Annotated in this window: 27 protein-coding genes; 2 read left to right on the top strand and 25 right to left on the bottom strand. The window is 40.3% G+C overall.

Going from position 1 to position 17,573, the window contains the following annotated elements; translation table 11 throughout:
* The 9 genes from ACSLFW_RS11410 to ACSLFW_RS11370 form a co-directional block, all read right to left on the bottom strand.
* On the bottom strand, positions 1 to 723 hold the full coding sequence (locus ACSLFW_RS11410; protein WP_436555846.1) for a hypothetical protein: 723 nt from the start codon (positions 721 to 723) through the stop codon (positions 1 to 3).
* Positions 723 to 944 carry a hypothetical protein gene (locus ACSLFW_RS11405; RefSeq protein ID WP_436555845.1) on the bottom strand — a complete coding sequence of 74 codons (222 nt, stop codon included), beginning with the start codon at positions 942 to 944 and terminating at the stop codon, positions 723 to 725. The genes ACSLFW_RS11410 and ACSLFW_RS11405 overlap by 1 nt, the downstream gene beginning before the upstream one ends.
* Positions 945 to 1,004: 60 nt before the next feature.
* Complete coding sequence (locus ACSLFW_RS11400) at positions 1,005 to 1,346, bottom strand: hypothetical protein (RefSeq protein ID WP_436555844.1); 342 nt, start codon at positions 1,344 to 1,346, stop codon at positions 1,005 to 1,007.
* Positions 1,347 to 1,423: 77 nt separating this feature from the next.
* Positions 1,424 to 1,555: a hypothetical protein gene (locus ACSLFW_RS11395; RefSeq protein WP_436555843.1), complete on the bottom strand. Its 132-nt coding sequence runs from the start codon at positions 1,553 to 1,555 to the stop codon at positions 1,424 to 1,426.
* Positions 1,556 to 1,596: 41 nt separating this feature from the next.
* Complete coding sequence (locus tag ACSLFW_RS11390; RefSeq protein ID WP_436555842.1) at positions 1,597 to 1,803, bottom strand: hypothetical protein; 207 nt, start codon at positions 1,801 to 1,803, stop codon at positions 1,597 to 1,599.
* Positions 1,804 to 2,045: 242 nt separating this feature from the next.
* On the bottom strand, positions 2,046 to 3,011 hold the full coding sequence (locus ACSLFW_RS11385; protein ID WP_436555841.1) for a hypothetical protein: 966 nt from the start codon (positions 3,009 to 3,011) through the stop codon (positions 2,046 to 2,048).
* Positions 3,012 to 3,028: 17 nt separating this feature from the next.
* Entirely contained in the window at positions 3,029 to 4,327 is a 1,299-nt protein-coding gene (locus ACSLFW_RS11380; protein WP_436555840.1) for a S49 family peptidase, read from the bottom strand.
* Positions 4,328 to 4,401: 74 nt separating this feature from the next.
* Positions 4,402 to 4,875 (bottom strand): hypothetical protein, encoded by a 474-nt coding sequence (locus ACSLFW_RS11375; RefSeq protein WP_436555839.1) that lies wholly within the window; start codon positions 4,873 to 4,875, stop codon positions 4,402 to 4,404.
* A gap of 70 nt (positions 4,876 to 4,945) precedes the next feature.
* Positions 4,946 to 5,419 (bottom strand): hypothetical protein, encoded by a 474-nt coding sequence (locus ACSLFW_RS11370; protein ID WP_436555838.1) that lies wholly within the window; start codon positions 5,417 to 5,419, stop codon positions 4,946 to 4,948.
* 453 nt (positions 5,420 to 5,872) lie between these two features.
* Between ACSLFW_RS11370 and ACSLFW_RS11365 the strand changes: the two genes are divergently transcribed.
* Both ACSLFW_RS11365 and ACSLFW_RS11360 read left to right on the top strand, forming a co-directional pair.
* Entirely contained in the window at positions 5,873 to 6,250 is a 378-nt protein-coding gene (locus ACSLFW_RS11365; protein ID WP_436555837.1) for a hypothetical protein, read from the top strand.
* Positions 6,251 to 6,541 carry a hypothetical protein gene (locus ACSLFW_RS11360; protein WP_436555836.1) on the top strand — a complete coding sequence of 97 codons (291 nt, stop codon included), beginning with the start codon at positions 6,251 to 6,253 and terminating at the stop codon, positions 6,539 to 6,541.
* Between the two features lie 60 nt (positions 6,542 to 6,601).
* Here ACSLFW_RS11360 and ACSLFW_RS11355 read toward each other — a convergent pair whose 3' ends face one another.
* The 16 genes from ACSLFW_RS11355 to ACSLFW_RS11280 all read right to left on the bottom strand — a co-directional run bounded on the left by ACSLFW_RS11355 (position 6,602) and on the right by ACSLFW_RS11280 (position 17,570).
* Positions 6,602 to 6,994 (bottom strand): Acb2/Tad1 domain-containing protein, encoded by a 393-nt coding sequence (locus ACSLFW_RS11355; protein ID WP_436555835.1) that lies wholly within the window; start codon positions 6,992 to 6,994, stop codon positions 6,602 to 6,604.
* Between the two features lie 50 nt (positions 6,995 to 7,044).
* The gene (locus tag ACSLFW_RS11350; RefSeq protein WP_436555834.1) at positions 7,045 to 7,191 is read right to left on the bottom strand and encodes a hypothetical protein; all 147 of its coding nucleotides are present in this window, start codon (positions 7,189 to 7,191) and stop codon (positions 7,045 to 7,047) included.
* Positions 7,192 to 7,208: 17 nt separating this feature from the next.
* A complete protein-coding gene (locus tag ACSLFW_RS11345) occupies positions 7,209 to 7,442 on the bottom strand; it encodes a hypothetical protein (protein WP_436555833.1) in 234 nt (77 codons plus the stop codon).
* Positions 7,443 to 7,544: 102 nt separating this feature from the next.
* On the bottom strand, positions 7,545 to 9,302 hold the full coding sequence (locus ACSLFW_RS11340; RefSeq protein ID WP_436555832.1) for a hypothetical protein: 1,758 nt from the start codon (positions 9,300 to 9,302) through the stop codon (positions 7,545 to 7,547).
* 92 nt (positions 9,303 to 9,394) lie between these two features.
* Positions 9,395 to 10,159, bottom strand: a complete 765-nt coding sequence (locus ACSLFW_RS11335; protein ID WP_436555831.1) for a toprim domain-containing protein — start codon at positions 10,157 to 10,159, stop codon at positions 9,395 to 9,397.
* Positions 10,160 to 10,243: 84 nt separating this feature from the next.
* Entirely contained in the window at positions 10,244 to 12,382 is a 2,139-nt protein-coding gene (locus tag ACSLFW_RS11330; protein WP_436555830.1) for a CHC2 zinc finger domain-containing protein, read from the bottom strand.
* On the bottom strand, positions 12,322 to 12,828 hold the full coding sequence (locus ACSLFW_RS11325; protein ID WP_436555829.1) for a DNA cytosine methyltransferase: 507 nt from the start codon (positions 12,826 to 12,828) through the stop codon (positions 12,322 to 12,324). Before ACSLFW_RS11325 ends, ACSLFW_RS11330 begins: the two co-directional genes overlap by 61 nt.
* Positions 12,818 to 13,639 carry a hypothetical protein gene (locus ACSLFW_RS11320; RefSeq protein ID WP_436555828.1) on the bottom strand — a complete coding sequence of 274 codons (822 nt, stop codon included), beginning with the start codon at positions 13,637 to 13,639 and terminating at the stop codon, positions 12,818 to 12,820. Before ACSLFW_RS11320 ends, ACSLFW_RS11325 begins: the two co-directional genes overlap by 11 nt.
* Before the next feature lie 10 nt (positions 13,640 to 13,649).
* Positions 13,650 to 13,781 carry a hypothetical protein gene (locus ACSLFW_RS11315; RefSeq protein WP_436555827.1) on the bottom strand — a complete coding sequence of 44 codons (132 nt, stop codon included), beginning with the start codon at positions 13,779 to 13,781 and terminating at the stop codon, positions 13,650 to 13,652.
* 1 nt (position 13,782) lies between these two features.
* Complete coding sequence (locus tag ACSLFW_RS11310) at positions 13,783 to 14,904, bottom strand: reverse transcriptase domain-containing protein (protein WP_436555826.1); 1,122 nt, start codon at positions 14,902 to 14,904, stop codon at positions 13,783 to 13,785.
* 218 nt (positions 14,905 to 15,122) lie between these two features.
* Positions 15,123 to 15,500: a hypothetical protein gene (locus tag ACSLFW_RS11305; RefSeq protein ID WP_436555825.1), complete on the bottom strand. Its 378-nt coding sequence runs from the start codon at positions 15,498 to 15,500 to the stop codon at positions 15,123 to 15,125.
* Positions 15,501 to 15,517: 17 nt separating this feature from the next.
* The gene (locus ACSLFW_RS11300; RefSeq protein WP_436555824.1) at positions 15,518 to 15,955 is read right to left on the bottom strand and encodes a hypothetical protein; all 438 of its coding nucleotides are present in this window, start codon (positions 15,953 to 15,955) and stop codon (positions 15,518 to 15,520) included.
* Between the two features lie 65 nt (positions 15,956 to 16,020).
* The gene (locus tag ACSLFW_RS11295) at positions 16,021 to 16,503 is read right to left on the bottom strand and encodes a hypothetical protein (RefSeq protein WP_436555823.1); all 483 of its coding nucleotides are present in this window, start codon (positions 16,501 to 16,503) and stop codon (positions 16,021 to 16,023) included.
* A 66-nt stretch (positions 16,504 to 16,569) separates the two neighbouring features.
* Positions 16,570 to 17,058 (bottom strand): hypothetical protein, encoded by a 489-nt coding sequence (locus ACSLFW_RS11290; protein WP_436555822.1) that lies wholly within the window; start codon positions 17,056 to 17,058, stop codon positions 16,570 to 16,572.
* Between the two features lie 48 nt (positions 17,059 to 17,106).
* The gene (locus ACSLFW_RS11285; RefSeq protein ID WP_436555821.1) at positions 17,107 to 17,379 is read right to left on the bottom strand and encodes a hypothetical protein; all 273 of its coding nucleotides are present in this window, start codon (positions 17,377 to 17,379) and stop codon (positions 17,107 to 17,109) included.
* Entirely contained in the window at positions 17,355 to 17,570 is a 216-nt protein-coding gene (locus tag ACSLFW_RS11280) for a hypothetical protein (RefSeq protein ID WP_436555820.1), read from the bottom strand. The genes ACSLFW_RS11285 and ACSLFW_RS11280 overlap by 25 nt, the downstream gene beginning before the upstream one ends.
* Between the last annotated feature and the right edge of the window lie 3 nt (positions 17,571 to 17,573).

Below are 17,573 nucleotides of genomic sequence, written 5' to 3'. Positions count from 1 at the left end.
TCATAACTCAAATTTGCTTTTATGCGGAAATTCCGATTTTAAATACTGTTCAACTCCAAGATGCCAAGCGCGGTCATTATTCCAATGCGCATCGTTGATCGTGAAAACGTGCGATGATTCGAACTTTATTTTATCATCAATAGTTGCGAGAGATTTCAGCTTTACATCTTTATAAATCGGTCCGTAAAGACTGTGCATATTGCAATAGCTTGATTTTACAACCAAACCCAATGTAGTTGCCGAATGGAGCCATGTTTCACGCAAAGCGATAAACTTTTCAGCGTTATAAACGATTGGAGTATGAACATCAAAATGCAATGCATGCTTACCTTGTGAGAGCAAATAGTCGCGTGTTACTGCCAACTGCTTTTGATAAGGTGTTTTTGGTTCGCCATTCAACAACGGCACTTTTTGATAATATGGATAATCAATAGCATTGAAATGATCCCGGAAAAAGAAGTCATCATTCAAAAAAAGAAAATCGCCGGTGACTATTTGATTTTCACAAGCAAACAAAATTTTTGACGCTATCCTGAAATCCTTATTTCCGGTTTCCGCGAACGGATAATGTTCAACAACATCATAATTCAAAAATGCCGGCCTTTCGCCAATAATGACGACAGTATCGATGCCCGAACCATAACGTTCCAATGAACGCAACGAATAACGCAGTTCCTGATTATTATACATCGAACCCGTGCCTAATACATATAGCGCCTTCATTATTCTGATTTCGATAAACCTTCCACTAACCCAATGACGATGCAAACGGAAATTACAAAAGAAATAATAGCGCCGACAACGTTGAGCAAAATGTAAAACATGTCAGAAAATCTTTCCGGGCTTATCCATCGTGATCTCATCAGAAATACAAAAACGAATGCCGTAAGCAAAACGAGGCAAATTGTAAATTGGAGGAATTTGTTATTAAATAATTTTTTCATACTTCTACATTTTTAAGTTGTACAAATATGGAAAGTGTGAAATAAAACCAATAGGACAAACTATTTTGCCGGAATTGGAAACTCATCCGGTTTTAAATTGAAGTGACTTTTAAGGCACCATCCGAGCGTAAGATGTTTGTGTATTGTAGTGATTGTAGTTTTATCCTTTTTCCTGCCTTCGGTGCGTTCTGTTATAGTTTCGACGATGTATGTAGTTCGGCTGTATCCTAAATCAATCAGAATTTGATTCAGTTGAAAATCACTTATACAACCATCTGGAAATGTCGTAAACAAAAACGATAACAGTTCGTTAGTAGTTTTTTTGAAATTTGCTTTATCAGCGTCACTCACAGTAAAATTTTCCTTGAGATAATCAGTAATCTGATCTTCGTAATCTAACATAATTTTGAGGATATTAAAAAAGCGCCATTCACACGGCGCTTTTCATCTAACTTAAAATAATAAAACATGAACCAAAATTATTCGCTGTCAGTAGCAGTAAGCGCGTCCAACTCACCAAGGTAAATTGCGGCAGGCCATTTCTGCTTATCCTGTATTGTAAGCTTCACCGAATTCGCACCGTCAACCAATGCTTCAATGCCGCCTTCCATTACAGTGATTTTTGCCGGAAGCAGGTTAGAACCCAATTGCCTTACCTGTCCTGTACCAGCTTCTTTAACGAAAACGATAAGTTTTTTCTGCGGATGTATCGCACAAAACCCAAAAGTTTTGCAGACGAACCTTCAACAGTTACCTCCAATTCGTTTTGAAAGATTTTTGCATCGCCAACAATCGAGTGTTTCAACCCGCTGCCTTCTGTGATGGTTTCCAAAGTGTGAAGCTTTTTGCCGGTTTTCATTACGTGATTTCCGACAATCTCTACAAGTTCTTCAAAGTTCGAAGCGCCGTTACCATCTTCATCGCAAATGTTTTTCGGTCACTGAACCGTTTCAAAATCTGACCTTTCAGCCCATGAAATTGAATCAACCAACGCGCCTGTTGGCTCGCAGCTTGCAGCACCAATATTTTCTAAATCAACCATAGTTGCTTGTATTAAAAATTAATGAATACTTCCGGCATTACTGCCGGAAGATTATTTTGTTACTCAGAATCGATTTGACCTGGTTTGAATACGTATACAAGTTCGTTGTATCCAAAACCGAGTGCCTCCCACCAATCAAGCATCAAGAAAACTTCACGTTTGCTTTCTTCAACGTTTGGCTCAGACATCCCGTTTTGTCTTCTCAAATACAAGTAATTAAAATCCGGGGTTGCCCAGATATAATTTGAGCCTGCCATAGATGGCAATCCGACAATTTTAACATTGTCCGCAAAATCAATGGTGATTTTCTTACCGTCGTAATTTACATCACTTCCGTGAGTGTTACGCTTGTCACGCAAATACGCTTTCACATTTTTGGTTGAAGCATAAATCGTAACAGGAACTGCAGACAGCGTATCGTCTAACTGGTCAGCAATAAGTTCGAAGGAATCAAACATATTGGTTTTAGACGGTTCTTCCGGAAGCGTCAGCATTTGCATAGAGTTATCAGCAATACCTTCGTCAAGCATTACTTTAATTCCATCCATACAATCTGCAGCGTTACCCGGAGTACCTGGAGTTGGAGCAACATAAACACCTTTGAAGTAGGCTTTAGTTTCCAAATCCATTTTCAATTGAGGGACCACTTCGCTTTCTAGCAAATAGCGAACGATTGGCCAGTTCTTACGTTCCTGATCAGTTAAGCTTCCTAAGAAACCAAGCCATGAACCTTTCACATCATCTGGATAAAGTGACAGGTCAATTTTGATGTTTCTTAAACGAATTTCGTTCGGTTTAAACGTCAAGTTGCCTTTAGCGGTAAATTGTTTTTGAAATGCCTGGATGATTTCCTGAAAAACTACATTCGAAAAACGATAAACTTCACCGTCATGAATGATTGGCTTCGCAGTGTTCGGCGTTGTGGTTGGAATTCTCAACGCAGATTTTAATCTGTCAAGGTTTTGACCTTCGTTGATGTAATGGTCTCCAAATGCGGCGACTAAGTCTGTTTTAACTATTGACATAACTTTTTAATTAAGTATTAATTATTCAATGCTGCCGAAACATCAATTCCGCCAACAGTTGTAGTTTTTTGATGTGTGTTGTTCGCATCCGTTTTTACAATCGTATGCACTGCACCGTCTTTCCCATTCATCGTCGTAACGTGAGCGTTCAAAGCCGTAAGTTTCTCGTCCAATGTTCCGGTAACAGGAAGATTGGAAGCCGATAGCATAGCATCAACAGATGTTTCTGCAGTTGTGATTGTTCCGGTCGCAGCATCAATTGCCGTTTGATGGGCAGTTGTCGCGGTGGTCAATGCTTGTTGCGCGGTTGAAGCCTGTGTTTCAAGACCTTCAATATGCGCTTCGATAGAATCCAACTGCTCCGAGTTTAAATAGCTTCCCGCTTCGGTTGAAGCCAGCGGAGCATCTAATCCCAAAACAGCCTGAACCTTAGGCAATTGTTTTGACATAGTATTTGAATTTTGATTATTACGATTTTGTGCGGACGCTAATTCAAAACAGATATTGATAGCGTCCTGAAGGGAACCATTTTCGTCAATTAACCCGAGCGAAACAGCTTCTGCTCCGTTCCATGTGCCACCGTTAAAAACTTCCTCACTTAATTGCGGTCTCGCGGCTTTCATATCGGCAACGAAAGTCTCAACAGTAGGATCTAAACCATTTTTTATATATGGTTCGTAGTTTGAATTTTCTATTACTTCACGATAATCCGCGTTCTTTTCTGTAGAATTTGTGGCGTAAATGGTGTGAACCTTTGCCCCAAAGTGCTCCCAGATTCCATTGGTGTCGATTATGGTTGCATAAGCACCAATAGAACCAACAGCATCTGCTCTTTTGTTAGCTATTATTTTCTTTGCCGGTGCCGCCAGGTAATAACCGCCTGAACATAAATAACCATTCGTGAAAGCCACGTATGGTTTTGGATAAGACATTAAATAATCGTAGAATTCTCCAGTTCCGTAAACCTGACCGCCACCAGTATCGAAATTAATTACCACACCTGCAATTGAAGGATCGGATAAAAATCCGTCGAGAATCTTCATGTATGTTTGGGTACCTAACCATTCGCCATAACTATATTTTAATACCGGCTGATTAAAAACTATAACTGCAACCGTATTTGCTACAGTTGATGAAGATGAAGAAGTTTCGGAGTGCTGCGTTTTACTTGTAATTGACGCAATTATATTAGCCTCTGTTTTTGGAATGTAAGAAACATCTACAACCGACTTATATATTGACGGTAAACAGGACATCGCATACATTGGGTGAATGTAGAATGATCCGGAAAGTAATGTATGCAGGTTTTCGTTCAAAACAAAAATTATATCGTTAGATTAATTAACGATACAATACTACATCAGCGCAAAATCACAGAATAGGACAGATTTTATTCAGAATCAGCAACGGCATAAAACACTGGCCTGCTGCGCTGTTCTCCTTTTATATTTATTATCACACCAGCCGGATCGTCAACTTTCTGCCCGTCGTCATTTCTCCAGCGCAAATAAATCGGTTCTTCATTGCTGCCGTACAATTTTTGAAAACCATTATTCAGCCTCGCAATTGCAAATCCGGGCTTATTGGCATATTGCTCGAACATCTGCTCGATACTTTCACTGCGCGTGATGCACTTAAAGCTGGCGTCAATCGGGAAAATTGTACCTTCCGATGAATATTTTGGGTTGACATCTATATTAATGCTGTCATCTACAATTTCAGCATCTACACCATAAACTTCCGCTTCAATGACTATTTGACCCGCATTTAAATCCGTAAGCACAATTGGCCAGTTCGAAGATTCTGATAAAAGGTAAAAATCGAGTTGGGCAAATCCGGCAATTTGTTCGCAATTGAATGTCATGATAATTTATTTTTATAAATGTGTCATATCGGCAAGGCTTTATTAGTAAGGCTTTCCGATATATTTTAACTTAAATTTTAATTTCGTGAAAATTATTTTTTTTAATTTCTGTTTGCTTTTTATGGCGTTGGTAACTTCTGTACAAACTTTCAACCTTGCAATCGTCTTCAGTCAATTGGTAAAAATCAAGGAATAATCGCAACGAATCCATCACTTTTTCACCACCTGTTGAAGTTCTTATATCAATAAAAGCGTGCAATTCTTCGACAAATAGTTTGGTAATGAGTCTGGCAATAAATCTCTTTTTGTTGTAACCAATAGAGTGGCCTTTAGTCCTAAAATAGAATTCCGGAACCGTCACCCGGATAATCTTAGAATATTCTGATTTGTCAATCGGCACCGGTTTTTCTATTTTCATGTCAAGAATCTGAACGATTAGCATCCCGAAGAAAAGATCGTTTGAAATTTTATAATCGGAGCCAAAGCGCTTTTCCCAATATTTTTTTATGTGTGGTTTGGCTGGAATCAGGATGTTAATGCTCATAAAATAAGGCTTTTATATGGTACTAATTTACACTTTAAACTCAAAATATTACATTTTTGTATATAAAATAATTTATATTTTACAAAAATGTATAGCCTATTTTGGAGTAAAAACGCTCCACAACTCCACAAAGCTGATTATCAGCATTTTAATAGTTCCAACAAGCGTGGAGAATGTGGAACTATATTATTTTTGTTGGAACTATAAAAATTAACTCCACAAGTTCCAACAGATAAAAACGCGCGAAAACTATACTTATTTAGACTTAATATACTATAAATCAATTAATTATATTAAAAATATAACTTCGTGTTGGAACTGTGGAACTGTGGAGCGGATTTCACCCCTTTAATTTTCTGTCAAAAAAAAATTTGCATAAATTTTTTATAATTTTGGGGGTGTGGGGAAGCGAAACGCAATTTGTTTTCCGAACTTTGATATAAACTAACGGACATGGACTACTTCAACCCGACCAATAACATCGACCTGTACATTGACGCAATAAAAAATAGGGGGAATAATGGAGCTAAAATCGTGTATGCTTTCCAGATTATTGAAGACGGCTGCTTTGAGATACTAGAAGATGAAGCAGCATTCGCTGAATATGTTGAGCGCCTTTTCGGAATTGGTATTATTGAAGACAGGCAGGAACCAATAGAAGAAGAATTTCTGAAAAAATTTGATGCAACTAATGGTTCGCTGATTATCTTCAGCTTTCTTCCGGAAAGTAAAATAAATGATCCAGGAGAGCCTTTCGATGATATTGCGGTTATTTTCGGTCATAAACCTAAATCGCAGGAAATGTGTGTGGCGAAAATTAATTTTGAATAAATGGCACTAGGAGCCGACGCAAAACCCGTCACTAAATATTACATCTCCGGAATTTGGAAAAATCTTCAGGACGTATCGCATTATGCCGTACACATTAATTATGATCCTGGCGTATCTGCCGCTCGGAAAATGTCAAGACTCCGGGCAATAAATATGGTGACCACGCAAGGAATTGAAGTCTACACTTTCGAATGGGATTATAATCAAGGCCTTTTCGTTCACGGCCAACGCGTGAAATATGACGGCAGAATTTTTTATACTGAACCTTTCAGCGATAAAAAAAAGATTTGAAACATTTGATTTGTTACGATTGGCTGAAATAAAAAACCGCCCGGAGGCGGCTTGAAAAAATTAAGCAGGAGCAGCTTTTACAGCCCACATAGCCGCATCTTCAAAACTAGTCTGCGCAAGCGAAGCTAAACGTCCGTCTTTTTCTTTTAATGGCTCGCACAAATCAATAAGTTCCGCTGATTTGTTTTTAATCTTTGAAACGATATCGCTTGCTCCTGGATTAAAAGATGATCGGACGCGCTGGTGTCCGATTGACAAACCTCTTTCTACTGTCGGAGCCGTTCCGCTTTCAATAACAACTTCTCCTAAAAGTTCTCGCGCTTTCCCTAAAAGCGTTACAACTTCAGTTAGTTTTTCACCAGTAAGGGAAGTGTGTTCAACAGCTTGCATCGCTTCGAAAATGGCGATTTCAGCATCTGTATGAATGTTTAATGGTCTTATTTTATTATCCATTTTGTCGTTTGGGTTTTATAAAGGCCACCCAGACCTATTTTTAAAATTGCTCATCTGTTTTGGTGGATGCTATTGATTGCAAGCATAAACATCCCGGAACTACCTAATATAAATCCGATGGCGAACCAAAGAATTCGGGTAATTAATTTGTCTGATTCTTCCGGCGTCATTTTATCCGGGTCTGGTAAAATTTTCATATCGTTGTTGTTATTGGTTAATATCGTTGTCCGTTGCTAAAGTGCCAGAAAGATTGCTCTGTAGGTTGGTTAGTTTGTGCCTCCTCAATCCGCTCAATCTCAACCGGAATTTCATCTTCAAATAAATGTCGCGCGACATACACGAGGTTTTCCTGAAAATATCTGTTAAACTCCCGTTTGTCAGTATGCTCTGTAATGGTGTAGGCTTTCCGCATAAATTCGCCAGTCACACCGCTGCGCAGAAAATACACCAGCCCAATTCGCCATTTGTTGTTTTCGTCAATGATGTCGAATCGTTCCGCCAGACATAAATCCAGTGTAACTTTTGGAAGCGTGGTGGCGGTTAATTTTTTTCATGTGTCAAATGGTAAATCGTTCTGGTTGGGTTGCTCTGATGGCAACACATTCGGGTTGGTGATAATCTTATTTTTGTCATTGTTAAACAAATCGCCTTCACCTTCTTTCGCCTGTGCCTCACGAATCAAATTCAAAATGCCGCCTTCGTGCATCATGTCGTAATCAAAAATATAAGCGCTCGTGCTGATGTCGTCAAATCGTTTGCTTTTTACGACGCCTTTAAAATATTTTTTGCTTCGGAAGTAATTCTTCAGCGTTGCCTCCTGGATTACATCAGTGCTTTCACGCGTCGACACTTCTTTGTGATACAATTGGTGCACGACATTGAGGCGAAGAAACAACAGACGCGTTTTTCCATGCAGCGTTAACGGAATCGTAGCTTCGCCTTTTTTGCCCATGATATGCACTTCATGCGGCGCTTCGATGACGAATTCCTTTCCGGCTTTAATACGGTGCTGCTCGAGCAGGAATTCAATTGTGCGCCAGAATTCTGCAAGGCCTTCGCTTTCGATGATCAGGTCAGAACTGTCGATAATGGCATCTTTGAACTGGTTCCATATTTCCGGCTGCGAAAACGGAAATTGAAAATGCTTGTGCAGCAACGTCACCGGTGTGAGCATCGCGATGAAGTTTTGCATGATGCGTTCTTCGTAATCTTTGCCTTTAAGTTCCGTGATCATCTTTTTGTTCAGCGCTTCATAGGTGTTGAAGTATTCCGCTTCAAGCAATTCACGGTGTTGCAAAATATCCAGCAACATCGATGTGATTCCTTTTTCCTCCCAACTTTTCAGAACGCTGTAATTGTCAATCTGCTCGGTGCTGAAGCTTTCGTGTTGTTTGGTGAAATTCAAAACGATGCTTCGGATGGTGAGCGAATTATCATCCCACGCCGAAAGATATTGGCTTAACAGAATGATCGCGCAGCGAACTTTCGTTGTTTTGGTTCTGTCGTCATTTGACATTTTACCAAGTTCACGGCCGCGTCCATCATAAGCCCCTTTCAACGCTTGTTTTCTCACGTCCGGCAACGCGTCGTTATATTCCTCAAACATCGACGCAATATTGGCAACACGCGCCAGTCTGCGTTGGAAAGCGACCGGACTTCCTGAATTCAAATCGAACGCTTCTTGTTTGAATGTGAAAATGGCCACAAGGCTTTCAGCGAACTTTGATTTTCCGGAAACCTTTTTCGCCGGAACAAAACAAGTGTGGGAAAAACCCTTTCGCTTCATCAAAATATCCCGGAACGCCGACGCGAATATGAATGCGATGCCTGTGTTGGCTTTTGTGCCGTAAACTTTCGAAAGTTGTTTCATCCAGGCGTTGATATCGCACGGACTTTCTTTGTAAATAATGAATCTGTCATTTTCGTATTCATCATCGCCTTCACGCGCATTTCGATGCATCACCGACGCCGATGGCGAATAATAATGCTTTACATCTTCCATGTATTCATTTTCGTTTGTGACGCCGGTATCAACCTGAATGATGCCATATTCGTTGGCTTCTTTTTTAACGCCTTTGTACGAAACTAAATTCGAGTATGCCCAAAATCCTTCAGGTTGCCAACCCAATTGCTTTAATTCGTATGCCATTATGAATTCCTCCATGATGGAATTCCGGAGCAATTTGAAATGGTTTGAGGTAACATTTGGCGTAAAAAAGAAACTTCCTTCATCCAACAGCTTGCTTTCAAATTTTGGCATCTGAGCAGTATTCGTTTGTGTCAAAATCAATGATTTTCTTCCTGCCATTGATGGAAATTACCTCGCACAATCTTTTGTTATCTGATTTTCCGTAAACGTGGAATAGTGGCGTGATTTTGAAATTTGTTCCAGGAAAAAACTTATCGCGATCGCGGAAGTAAATTTCGTTGCCATGCTGTACGTAACCCTTTTGTTTCATCATTCCAAAATCGGCACCTTCCGGAAAGTCCTAACGTTTCAGCATCAATCAATTTCACGGTTCCGGAGGTTTCCGACTTCACTTCAGCTTTTTGGATGGAAAGCGCCATTTTATCCTTGAACGTTTTAGGCGTTTGCTTCATCATTTTGCTGCAGGATTTTACATAGTGGTCGCGCTTTACATCATCTTTAATGAGCGAAAGCATATCACAAATTTCAGTAACGGCGTCCGCAAGCGCATCAGGATCATTGGCGACGCGGTCATAAATAAGTTTTGTTTTCCATAAAACACCATCCTGCGCTTCGGCAACAATATACTGCTGAATAGTAAGCGGCATTTTATCCGGAAAAGGCTTTTCTTCAGTCGGTTCAAAACCTGCCTCAATTGCGGCGCTTAAATTTTCTTGTCTTTTCTGTTCGAGTTGTCGCGCAAGGCTGTCGGGATCTTCGCCTTCAGGCAACAGACAAACCATTGCTTTCATTCCTTCAGCGAGCGCAATATTTACGTCGCGCATCATCGCTAGAATTCCTTTTTGAAAATCGCCATTTGCGGCGTAACCGTCGTTGTCACGGCACGAAATAAATGTATTGGCAAAACGGTGCAACATTCCGATTTGAATCGATGTGAGAGGCGCCGTGCCGCAATTTGCAACTGTGTTCTCACAACCGTGCTGATGTGTCCCTGTCACGTCGGTGTATCCTTCCACCAGAATTGCAGTTTTGGTTTTTGTGATGGCGGCTTTTGCCTGATAAAAACCGTATAGAGCAGACTCTTTTGGTAAAGTTCGTTGTTAGTCAGAATTGATGTATTTGCCGCCGGTAGCTTCATCGCTGCGGCGCGCGCCAAATCCGATAAAGTTTCCTTTAAAATCCTGAATAGGAAACATAACGCAGTACCGAAAGAAATCGAAATTACGGCCTTCTTTCGTCATCACCAATCCGCAGGCCTTCGCTTCAGCAAATTTCGCAGATGCAACAAAAGGATCAGAAAGAAATTTTGCGTTCTCCGGGGAATAGCCAATGGAAAATTTTGTCAAGGTTTCTTCATTAATGCCGCGCAGCTTTAAAATCTGCTTTGCCCAATGTTCCGATTTTTGATTGTGAAGATTGATTCGGTATTTTGAAACCGCGATTGCCATTACCGCGTGTAATTCTTGTTTTTGATTACGCTTGCGCTGCTCTTCTTCGGAAACTTCTTCTTCAACGAGAACAATGTCACAAATTCCGGCAATAATTCGAAGCGCTTCAACAAAATCGACGCCTTTATGTCTCATTACAAATTCGATACTGTCACCGCCAATACCTGAACTATAATCCTTGAAATTATTATTCGCCTTAAAAACCGTCAAAGATGGTGTCTTGTCTTCTGAAAATGGGGATTTTGCAACATAGTTTGCACCCGCGCGTTTTAATTCTAGGAAATTGCCGATAACCCGAACGATGTCGGCATTTTTTACGTCGTCTTTTGATTTTTCTGTAATCATTGGTTTGGTTGGTGTGGGAGTTATGCTGCGTGTAATAATTGTTTCAATCCGTGATAATTTGCTTCTACAAGCTTTTAGGGCCATCAGCGGAACGACTGAATTTCCAATAAATTTCTTTTGGTCTGTTTGCGTTCCCTTCAATTCGTAACCTTCCGGAAACCCCTGAATCCTTAACATTTCTTCAATAAGCAGCATTCTCATTTTCACATCCACAATTCCATTTTCAGCCATGAATTCTTTAATCTTAACCATCATCGGGCTATCTGTATCATAAATCAAAATAATGCCTTCTCCAGTCTCGGTGCTAATCATGTATGGCAGCCGCTTATCCATCCGAGCAATTAATGTGAAGCACGGCTTTTCAATTGAACTGCCTTTGCTTTCGTACTGAGGATTAAGTAAGTAATGATAATGCCGTGAAGCCGTGATGGTGCTCAATGGCGAATCTAAATCGGAACCAACATTTTGAAAATTGGTATTCATTATCCACGGCTTCGCAGTGACAATCGAAAACTTGTCTTTACAAGTCTGCGTATTTAGCGGAATATCAATTGATGTCGGTTTTGATTGACCATACTGTTGATCGATAAATTGCGCATTTACTAAAGCCAATTTCGGAACCGTCGTTAAAGTATCTGCCGGCTTTTCAATATCTGCCGCCACGCCAGTTCCGTAACGTTTATCTAAAAAATGAGCGTTGACTACGCAAACGCGATCCTTTGTTGTTAAAGTCGGACATGGTTCTTCAATGGAAGATTGCCCGCCGTTTCCGTAGTAGGTTTCCAAATGAAATGCGGATACGATTGCCTGTCCATCAATACAGGTTAGCGTTCCGGCCGAGCAGTCAACTCCAATAACCTTTCCTTCTGGTCTGCCAGAATAATACTTTTTAAGAAATACCGACTTAACGATGCAGTGAACATTCTCAGAAAGAATTGTACCCATCGGAACCGCAAGTGTTTTTGATTTTTCCTGCGGATCAACCGAGCCACCATTGTTTCTGTAACGAAAAGTGCCTTCAGACGAAAATTTCACCAAACCGTGATAAATTCGCGCAAGCGTATTTTCAACAAGCGGTTTTTTTCTTCCAAAAATACTTGTGCCTTCTTCCTCAAGTTTAAGGACTTCGCGAACTGCTTTCCACTTTTTCTTTCCGGGAGTTGGTTTTTTGGAATGCGTTTTTTCAGGTATACAAATTGGAAAACCATATTTCGCGAAAATTCCAAAATAGCGCAGCCGCGAAGTATATGCGCCGAAATCTGCGGAATCAAGTAATGCGTAATCGTAGTCCATTCCGTAAGATTTCATCTGGTCACGCCATCTTTCGTAATAGATTTTTAGCCGCGTTTTATCCGGAATCATCACGAAATTTCCTTTTTTATCGACTAACAATTCACATTGAAATTCGTCGGAGCCTGTTCCTTCTTTAATTCGAAGCGGACCCATTCTAAAAATTCACGAACATTTTCAATATAAAGGTGGTCAGGCGAAAGATGCTCGAGATACATATCCAAATGCTCAGCTAAAGTTCGACTGTCAGCGTTTCTCGATAGTCCGCCTTTTGCTTTTGAATAGTTGGTACATTCCAATGATGCCCAAATGTTGATGATGCAACCAGGATGTTTTTTCCGAAGTTCATCAACCATTACTTTCAATTTCATCACAACTTCGAAATCACGGATATCTTCAACAAAATGCATGCATTCCGGATGATTGCGCTGATGGCTTTCAATCGCCACCGCATCGTGATTTACGCATGCGATTACTTTCGCGTTGGCTTTTGCGTGGTGAATTCCTGTCGAGGTTCCTCCTGCTCCACAAAATAAATCGATCCAAAAAATGATTAAGCCGATTGTTAAAGCTTTGAATAAAGGGATTTGCTTATTTTTCATTTGAAAGAAAATTTTCAGGTTTCTCAATTCTTTCAAACTCAATTATCCATACCCACGGATTAGCATCCCATGATTCCCGACCGTTTATTTTACACCATAATTCAGCCCATTGTGCGAAAAGATTTTCTTCGTGCGTAGCAGGGTTGTCAGATAAATTTTTTCCTTCAGGTAAAAATGACAGCGCATTGTTTTCAACCCCTAAAACATAATGCCCCGGGAAATTTACGCCTTCGGATTTTATGTCATCTGTTGAAATGGATTGCAGTCGCTGCACATTTACCGACTTCACTTTTAAAAATATTCGGCAAGCTTCTTTCGGCATGTGAATCCCTGGAGTCCATTTAAATGGGCTTTCACCTGCTTTCCATTTAAAATAAAATCGTTCTTCATCTTCTTCAACGCGAGGTTCGATTCCTAATTTGTCAAGCTTTTGTAATAATTTTTCTTGAAGGGTAAAGAACTTTTCGTCGTCTTCATAAAAGACCCACGGTGTTTTTTTAATTTCAGGCGATGCTCTATAATCAAAAGCCACTTTAGATTCTTCATCGTTCCATGCTCCTACTTTTATTGTTTCTCTTACCCAAAGGACATCGCCTTCAACTCCAAAGGGACATTGTTCACCAATTCCAAAAAATTCATCACCAAGCCCGGCAAGTGGAACACGTCCAGAACCTTTTTTATAGTCGAAGGAAATCAATTCACCTTCTTCTCTTATATCGATGCCTTTAACAATACGTCGGGTTTGTGTTTTCGTTCCGGCAAGTATCGCCTGAACCATTGCTGTTGAAAATAGTATTGGATGGAATTTCATGATGTTTGTTTTAGCTGAATTCGTAGCGTTCGCCGTTTTTAATAATTGTTGTTTCAAGTGGAAAATGTTCGGGTTCTATTTGTTTGATGGTTTCCATCAGCACAGTCGAACCTAAAAAAACTACATATGGTTTGCCGTCCATTTCAATTTGCAAATAAAGACAGTTGCCTGGTGGCTTGTCCGGCTCTACAATTTTGGAAGGTCTGATCTCGTATCGTAAAACTTTTATCGGTTGGTTGATAATCTCGATAGGCTTGCGCTTGAATCCTACGAAGCCTCCGCCTGCGGCTTTTATATTTAAGTCTGAAAATTTGGTCATCGCTTAATAATTTGGTTAGTAGATTTTTTGAATCACAATGGATTGCCCAACCGTAATATGAAGCGATAGATTCGGGGGTACATCTTCGCTTCAACATACGGGCAAAACTTTGCTTAATGGTTTTTCTTAATAATGCGTATTTATGGAATCGAACGTAGCCTACGAAATTGATTCCGCGTTTAGCGACCGGAAACACCTGGTAATTTGATTTGATGTTCAGGAGCAGATTTTTGGTAAAATATTTCCTGATTGTTGCCAATATTACGTGCAGTTCAGTTTTACTTCCGGAAAGAATTATGATATCATCAGCGTATCTGTAGTAGTATTTAACGCACTGCACTTCTTTCAACCAGTGGTCAAAATATGTAAGATAAAAATTCGCGAAATACTGGCTTAAATAATTCCCGATTGGCAAACCATCGGCGCTGTCAATTATAGTGTCAAGCAGCCACAACAAATCGTTGTCTTTAATTTTTCGGCGAAGCAATGACTTCAAAATATCGTGATTGATGTTTGGATAAAATTTTACGATATCCAACTTCAGGCAATATTTTGTGCCGGCTACATCTTTTACGGCTTTACCTACCGCGCTGTGCGCGGCGTGAATTCCTTTTCCTTTTACGCAACTGTATGAATCGGCTGTGAAAACATCTGTGAATATTTTCTCGAGATAATTCAGGATGGCATGCTGGATGATTTGTTCACGGTACGGCAATTCTGAAATGACACGTTCTTTCGGTTCTCGGACGATAAATGTTCTGTATGGCGCGGTTTTATAGGTTTTGTTTTTTAAATCTTCATGAATGGCAATGATATTGTTTTCGAAATCGTCATCGAATTCAGCTATTTTTTTGCGTTTTGATTTTCCTTTACGGGCTTTTTTATCTGCCAGGATCAGATTCTCAACGCTGATAATTTTTGAATATAGATAACCTATTCTTTTCATGGCCTTTGTTATGCGGGTCGCGGTCTATCATAATGGAATACTAACGCCCCAGATTATAAAACTTTCTTTTCTGCTATGTGAGCAGGGTTTACGTTGCAATCATAATGACAAGTGTGGGCACTGGCATTCGTGTTCGTGTTCCGGTTATCGACATCGTTCAGCGACCAACTGGAAGGCGCAGCGAACAGAAGACATGGCAACGTACAACCGGATTTGACTTATAGCGTTCTTGCTACTAGGTCAATAAATTTTGTGCCTACATAATTCCCGATTTCGCGCGTTCTGAACGATCGGCGGGCACCGGCAGCCGTGTGCGTGTCCCGGCCATCGACATCGTCCAGCGACCAACCGGAAGGCGCAGCGATATCGCGATCATACCAATTTTCAAACTTGTCGGCATTCCAATCTGTGTAGTCTGGTTCCCAATGTTCGGGCTGATCTTCATCGTTTAATGCTTCAATCAGGACGTCCAATTCAAAATTGGCGATTTGACGATCTTTTAAATGCTCTGGACATTCTGATACATCCGGGCGATAATTTGGATTATATCCTTTTGCTTCGAAAGCTGCTTGCAGTGAAATAATTTTTGTTTTCATTTTTATAATGGCTAGTGTTATGTGCAAGCTATCGAACGCCGTACACGATTTGGATTATATTCATATTCCGACCACGGCACTGATTTGAAAACCGCTCGATTGTTCACATATCGGGTATATGCTTTTTGGTATTTATCATCTTTGTTGTACGGCATCACAAAAGGCATCGCGCCCAAATTGCGCAACATTTCGACACGATGTTGATCCTGATCAGGCGTAGTGTCAAATCCAATCAGCACGAAAAACTGCATGTGCTTTGTAGGAATGCCAGCCGAGTTGCAAATCTCGATTCCCTTCATGACAATACTTTCGTCTTTAAATTTATCCCAGGCAAACGTAAGATACTTTTGATTGAATTTGCTGTTTTGATAATTGCATTTTGCAAGTAACGCCGCCTGATCAGGCGTGATAATGCGAATGTTCAAACCTTGAACAAAACAAACTTTCAATTTCAATTCTATTATCCGGTTTAGATTTCCTTCCCAATTATCACCACCAAAAAAATCATTATCCAAAAGCATCAATCGATTGCCGCCGTTCGGTTTATCAATATTTCATCAATCGAATTATAGACAAAGGGGCGACCTTCTTTTTTTGGAACGCAGCAAAATTTACAATTGAAGCGACAACCTTTCATCGAAAAACCTATGTGATAGTTGCAATCAGGGAAAAGCGTGTACGATGGCGTTGCATTTTCAATTTCTTCCGGCAACTTATTCATAAAATCGATTCCGGTTCCGCCTATAACTGCATTTGGCGGCAGCTGCGGCATTTCCGTAAAGGAAAATATTTTGCTGAAATAAATTTTGTCGTACTGATCGGCAAACAAGTCACCATTGTACCAGGAAACTGCATCGCCAATACTTTCATGATAGCCGCAAATTTTCATGATCGCAAGATTTGGATATTTCCCATCGAGCGCACACACTGCAATATTAGCCTGCACATAACCGCCGCTAATCGCAATGGCTGGTTTTTCGGTAATTGGTAAATCTGTTTTCATAAGTTCGTTTTGTTGTTTCGGAGAATACTATTTTCAAAAGTCGCCACTGCGGTTAGCGGTCACTCGTTAGACGAAATAGGTTAGAAAGATTTCTTTGAACTCAGGAACAGTCATCGCGAACTCAAAATGCTCTTTTTTAAGAAAATGTTGGCGGGCACAGGCATCCGTGCGCGTGAGCCGGCCAGCGACAACGCGCAGCGACCAACCGGAAGGCGCAGCCTTGTTCGATACCATCCACGGCACGTATTTCCATTGGCTTGAATTAAACCAGTTGACAACTTCGGCAGTTGACTTATTAAAAGCGGTGACAATAAGAAGCCACTTAGCTAAAGCCATTCCGGAAATGATATCTGGATTTGTGCTAGCAGTTTCATATTCCATTCGGGATTTACCCATTTCTTTGCAAACTGCATCAAATGAGATTAGGCGCTGGGTTACATCTTTCAAAAAGATATCCTTTCCGAAAAGGATTTCTAATGTTGTCCTGAATTTTTTATCAGCCTGATCATAGGCGGCAATTGCATTTTCTCGCGTTAATTCTAAAGTTTTTGACATGGTTATTTTTTAAAAGTTCGTAAAAAGTATTCTCCAACGGTTTCGTCATTATCCGGCGGCGCTGAATAAAGTTGATTGATGCACGACGGTTTGTGCGCCAACAACTTCGAAGCCTTCAAATAATTGCTTAATCTTTGCGGTGGTTTCTTGCTGGCGTTGATTGTAGAGCCCGCGCATTTCGTTTTTTTCGTCATAACTGAATGATTTTACAGTTTCGAGTGATGCCAATTGATTTCCGCATTGGATGTTTTCAATTTCTAAATCCTGAATTTCCTTATGCTTGCGAATGTTCTCATTCATGATGTGAGCGGCCGCAAGCAAGATGTTTCGTTTTCTGGAGTAATGCCTGTTCGAAGCGCTTTGTTTATGGCATCGACAGAATCGAGTTTCCAAAGTCGCATGTAGGCTTTAATGTCGGCTGTGGCTTCGGCAATTTTTGTTTCCCAATTTTCAGGATAACTTTTCAAGACAATCGCCAAAGCGTCGGAGCCGGAAATAGTAAATGCTGTCATAAC

The sequence above is a fragment of the Flavobacterium sp. 3HN19-14 genome, assembly GCF_051373205.1.
GTDB lineage: Bacteria > Bacteroidota > Bacteroidia > Flavobacteriales > Flavobacteriaceae > Flavobacterium.
The sequence above is the reverse complement of the archived record's forward strand: the minus strand, read 5'-3'. Positions and strand labels throughout refer to the sequence as shown.

What these genes read in the sequence shown, in the direction of transcription:
- ACSLFW_RS11320 (WP_436555828.1), bottom strand. Translation starts at nt 13,639, where the DNA reads ATGAAATTCCATCCAATACTATTTTCAACAGCAATGGTTCAGGCGATA.
- ACSLFW_RS11410 (WP_436555846.1), bottom strand. Translation starts at nt 723, where the DNA reads ATGAAGGCGCTATATGTATTAGGCACGGGTTCGATGTATAATAATCAG.
- ACSLFW_RS11350 (WP_436555834.1), bottom strand. Translation starts at nt 7,191, where the DNA reads ATGAAAATTTTACCAGACCCGGATAAAATGACGCCGGAAGAATCAGAC.
- ACSLFW_RS11370 (WP_436555838.1), bottom strand. Translation starts at nt 5,419, where the DNA reads ATGAGCATTAACATCCTGATTCCAGCCAAACCACACATAAAAAAATAT.
- ACSLFW_RS11305 (WP_436555825.1), bottom strand. Translation starts at nt 15,500, where the DNA reads ATGAAAACAAAAATTATTTCACTGCAAGCAGCTTTCGAAGCAAAAGGA.
- ACSLFW_RS11365 (WP_436555837.1), top strand. Translation starts at nt 5,873, where the DNA reads ATGGACTACTTCAACCCGACCAATAACATCGACCTGTACATTGACGCA.
- ACSLFW_RS11355 (WP_436555835.1), bottom strand. Translation starts at nt 6,994, where the DNA reads ATGGATAATAAAATAAGACCATTAAACATTCATACAGATGCTGAAATC.
- ACSLFW_RS11290 (WP_436555822.1), bottom strand. Translation starts at nt 17,058, where the DNA reads ATGTCAAAAACTTTAGAATTAACGCGAGAAAATGCAATTGCCGCCTAT.
- ACSLFW_RS11395 (WP_436555843.1), bottom strand. Translation starts at nt 1,555, where the DNA reads ATGGAAGGCGGCATTGAAGCATTGGTTGACGGTGCGAATTCGGTGAAG.
- ACSLFW_RS11330 (WP_436555830.1), bottom strand. Translation starts at nt 12,382, where the DNA reads ATGGGTCCGCTTCGAATTAAAGAAGGAACAGGCTCCGACGAATTTCAA.
- ACSLFW_RS11390 (WP_436555842.1), bottom strand. Translation starts at nt 1,803, where the DNA reads ATGAAAACCGGCAAAAAGCTTCACACTTTGGAAACCATCACAGAAGGC.
- ACSLFW_RS11375 (WP_436555839.1), bottom strand. Translation starts at nt 4,875, where the DNA reads ATGACATTCAATTGCGAACAAATTGCCGGATTTGCCCAACTCGATTTT.
- ACSLFW_RS11385 (WP_436555841.1), bottom strand. Translation starts at nt 3,011, where the DNA reads ATGTCAATAGTTAAAACAGACTTAGTCGCCGCATTTGGAGACCATTAC.
- ACSLFW_RS11310 (WP_436555826.1), bottom strand. Translation starts at nt 14,904, where the DNA reads ATGAAAAGAATAGGTTATCTATATTCAAAAATTATCAGCGTTGAGAAT.
- ACSLFW_RS11295 (WP_436555823.1), bottom strand. Translation starts at nt 16,503, where the DNA reads ATGAAAACAGATTTACCAATTACCGAAAAACCAGCCATTGCGATTAGC.
- ACSLFW_RS11280 (WP_436555820.1), bottom strand. Translation starts at nt 17,570, where the DNA reads ATGACAGCATTTACTATTTCCGGCTCCGACGCTTTGGCGATTGTCTTG.
- ACSLFW_RS11340 (WP_436555832.1), bottom strand. Translation starts at nt 9,302, where the DNA reads ATGGCAGGAAGAAAATCATTGATTTTGACACAAACGAATACTGCTCAG.
- ACSLFW_RS11360 (WP_436555836.1), top strand. Translation starts at nt 6,251, where the DNA reads ATGGCACTAGGAGCCGACGCAAAACCCGTCACTAAATATTACATCTCC.
- ACSLFW_RS11325 (WP_436555829.1), bottom strand. Translation starts at nt 12,828, where the DNA reads ATGAAAAATAAGCAAATCCCTTTATTCAAAGCTTTAACAATCGGCTTA.
- ACSLFW_RS11400 (WP_436555844.1), bottom strand. Translation starts at nt 1,346, where the DNA reads ATGTTAGATTACGAAGATCAGATTACTGATTATCTCAAGGAAAATTTT.
- ACSLFW_RS11405 (WP_436555845.1), bottom strand. Translation starts at nt 944, where the DNA reads ATGAAAAAATTATTTAATAACAAATTCCTCCAATTTACAATTTGCCTC.
- ACSLFW_RS11315 (WP_436555827.1), bottom strand. Translation starts at nt 13,781, where the DNA reads ATGGACGGCAAACCATATGTAGTTTTTTTAGGTTCGACTGTGCTGATG.